This window comes from Nonomuraea antri (assembly GCF_013283785.1).
In the GTDB taxonomy this organism is placed as follows: domain Bacteria; phylum Actinomycetota; class Actinomycetes; order Streptosporangiales; family Streptosporangiaceae; genus Nonomuraea; species Nonomuraea antri.
This window is the reverse complement of sequence record NZ_JABCPZ010000466.1, coordinates 1-2,763: the sequence shown is the minus strand read 5'-3', so window position 1 is coordinate 2,763 and position 2,763 is coordinate 1. Positions and strand designations below refer to the sequence as shown.

General features: G+C 72.6%; 4 protein-coding genes. All 4 read right to left on the bottom strand.

Annotated features, from left to right (window positions below):
- Positions 1-62: 62 nt before the first annotated feature.
- Positions 63-680 (bottom strand): AAA family ATPase, encoded by a 618-nt coding sequence (locus HII36_RS54470; RefSeq protein ID WP_328808324.1) that lies wholly within the window; start codon positions 678-680, stop codon positions 63-65.
- A gap of 75 nt (positions 681-755) precedes the next feature.
- Positions 756-1,595, bottom strand: a complete 840-nt coding sequence (locus tag HII36_RS54465; protein WP_173531259.1) for a potassium channel family protein — start codon at positions 1,593-1,595, stop codon at positions 756-758.
- 54 nt (positions 1,596-1,649) lie between these two features.
- Positions 1,650-2,285 carry an OmpA family protein gene (locus HII36_RS54460; protein WP_173531258.1) on the bottom strand — a complete coding sequence of 212 codons (636 nt, stop codon included), beginning with the start codon at positions 2,283-2,285 and terminating at the stop codon, positions 1,650-1,652.
- The coding region (locus tag HII36_RS54455; protein WP_173531257.1) for a hypothetical protein at positions 2,269-2,763 on the bottom strand (495 nt) is incomplete at its 5' end. The genes HII36_RS54460 and HII36_RS54455, both read right to left, overlap by 17 nt.

The following is a 2,763-nucleotide window of genomic DNA, read 5'->3' as shown; positions in this document are numbered from 1 at the left end:
GGCCGGTCGTGCGGGCCCCCGATGCCGCGTCGCCAGCCGTGTGTGCCCCCGATGCCGCCGAGTCAGTCCTGCGGGCTCCTGATGCCGACGCGCGCCCCGTCGGCGGTGAACAGGATGTGGCCGAGCAGGTCGGCGCCGGCCCGGTCGAGGACGCGCGCCGCCGAGGCGGGCGCCGGATCGCCGCCCTTCACCCGGTCGAGCAGCGTCTCCCAGCGCCGCTGATGCCTGGCGAACGTCCTGGCCGCCACCACCCGCCCGCGCTCGCGCTGCCCGGCCAGCGCCTGGTCAGGCGGAGTGTCGAGCAGCAGCAGATGGAACACCGCGCCGTGCCGCCTGGCCAGCCAGGCGAAGCCCCTGAGCACGTACGGCGCGCAGCCCCGGTTGTGCGCGATCACCGACTGCCCCCTGGCCAGCGCCCCGCGAATGCGCCCGACGTGCGTGACGAAGACGAGCGCCCTGCGCACCGGGTAAGGGGCCCAGACCAGCCGCCCTTCCCAGTGCCTGCGTGACTGGAAGGAATCGATCACCACGGCCTCGCCGGCGGGCACCGGCAGGCTCTCCGCGCCGTGCAGCCCGTACAGGCGGCTCAGCAGTGTGGTCTTCCCCGCGCCCGGCAGGCCGGTCAAGATGACCAGCGATCCCGGCGGATATCGCAATACGGCCCCCGTATCACCCCGCACGATCCCACCCTTTCTCGTCAATGCCGCGCCGGCACAACTCCATCCCGCCTCACCCCACTCTGCCGGACGGCACCGTCAGGAACGCGCCGCCCGGTCGTTCATCGGCTCACTCGCCGGGTCGTCCATCGGGCCGTCCATCGGGTCGCCCAGCTTGGCGCTGAGCGCGGCCACCTGCCTGCGCAGCTCGGTCAGCTCGGCCGGGGTCTCACTGAGGCCGGTCAGGAGCTTGCGCAGCTCGGCGAGCTCGCCGACGACGAGGGACAGCTCGGCCTCGGTCTTGCGCTCCAGCGCCGCGTTGCGCTCGAATCGTTCCACGAACCAGGAGGCGATCGCCGCGGTGACCACACCGAGCAGGGCGATGCCCGCGATCATCAGCCCGGTGGCGACCAGGCGTCCCTCGGCGGTCGTCGGGAACCTGTCGCCGTAGCCGACGGTGGTCATCGTGGTCAGCGACCACCACAGGGCGTCGCCGATGTTCTGGATGTTGGCGTCGGGGCTGGGCCGCTCGACCTCCAGGACGGCGACGCTGCCCACCAGGGAGAGGAACAGCGCCGTCCCGCCGACGTAGACGACCGTGCGGGCGCGTATCGGCAGCCGTACGCGCTCGGAGACCACCTGCAGCAGCAGGACCGCGCGCAGCAGCCACAGCGCGCGCAGCAGCGGGAGCACGACGACCAGCAGCGTGGGGATGTTCCTGACGATGAAGGGCAGCTTGCGCGGCGCCAGCGCCAGGCGGATCAGGTAGTCGGCGGTGAACAGGGCCCAGGCGATGACCTGGAGCGCCCAGAAGACGGTGGGCAGCGGGGCGGGCAGGTCGGGGAAGACCACGGGCACTGCCCAGCCCAGCAGGAAAACGATGCCGATGCAGAGGAGACCGCCGCCGGTGCGGCGTTCCCAGGCGGTGAGCCGGTCCATAGAGGCCAGTCTGGGGGGTGAACCGCCATGGGCGAAACCGATAGAAATAGGTTGTTATCTGGTAAAACTGATCTCCACCCGCCGGTTCTTGGCCCGTCCCTTGGCGTTGTCGCCGCCGTCGGGCAGCGTGTTCGGCGCGACGGGATCGGCCTCGCCGTGGCCCGCGGCCGTCAGCGAGAGCCCGGGCGCGAGCGCGCCGAGCGCCTTGCGCACGGCCTCGGCCCGCCGCCGTGACAGCTCCAGGTTGTAGGAGTCGGAGCCCTTCGCGTCGGTGTAGCCGTCGACCCGCACCGGCTTGCCCGCGGCCTCCGCCTTCAGCACCGCGGCCGCCTGCGCGAGCCGGCTCCTGGCCTTGCCGGTCAGCGTGGCCTTGTCGAAGGCGAACAGCACGTCGGCGGCCACCGTGATCGTGCGCGTGGTGCCGCTGGTCTCGTCGGTCACCGACTCGTCGAGGTTGGCGATCCGCTCGCCGATGTCGCGCACCTCGCCCGTGGCGTCGCGGACCTCGCCGCCGAGGTCCAGGACGGGCGCGGTGACCGGCGCCCCGCCCGCCACCGGCGCCCCGCCCGCCACCGGCACCTCGACCGGTGCCCTGACCGGCGGCTCGACCGGCGGCTCGACCGGCGGCTCCGGCGTGGCCGAGAGCAGCAGCGCGGCCAGGATGGCCGGGACGCTAGCCGATCGGTACATCGGCCAGCGTGCCCACGTTCGGGATGTGCACGTCCACGGCGGCGACGTCGGCCGGCGGGGCGGCGAACGTGGCCGAGAACACCGCCTGGTCGTCCTGCTTCAGGAACAGCCCCTGGATGCGGCTGCACACGCACGCGCCCTCGCTGTCCAGGGCCACCAGGTGCTTCTTGGCGTTCTTGACGTCCACCAGGAAGACGCCGTCCACGGTGGGGTGCTGCGAGGGCACGGCGGAGAAGGAGTTGTTGACCTGCCAGCCCAGGCCGCCGCCGTCCTTGGTGACGGTGGCGGTGAAGGTCAGGTTCACGAACCGGTCCCTGCGGACGAGCTGGACGATCTCCACCTTGAACCGGTGCCCGTCGAGCGTGCCCTCCCGTCCGGCGAGGACCTTGTCGGGCGGCGTGGTGCTCCGCGCGACCGGCTGGGATCGGGCCGGTGCCTCCTGCGCGGCGGCGGTGGAGGCCAGCGCGGGGGTGGAGGC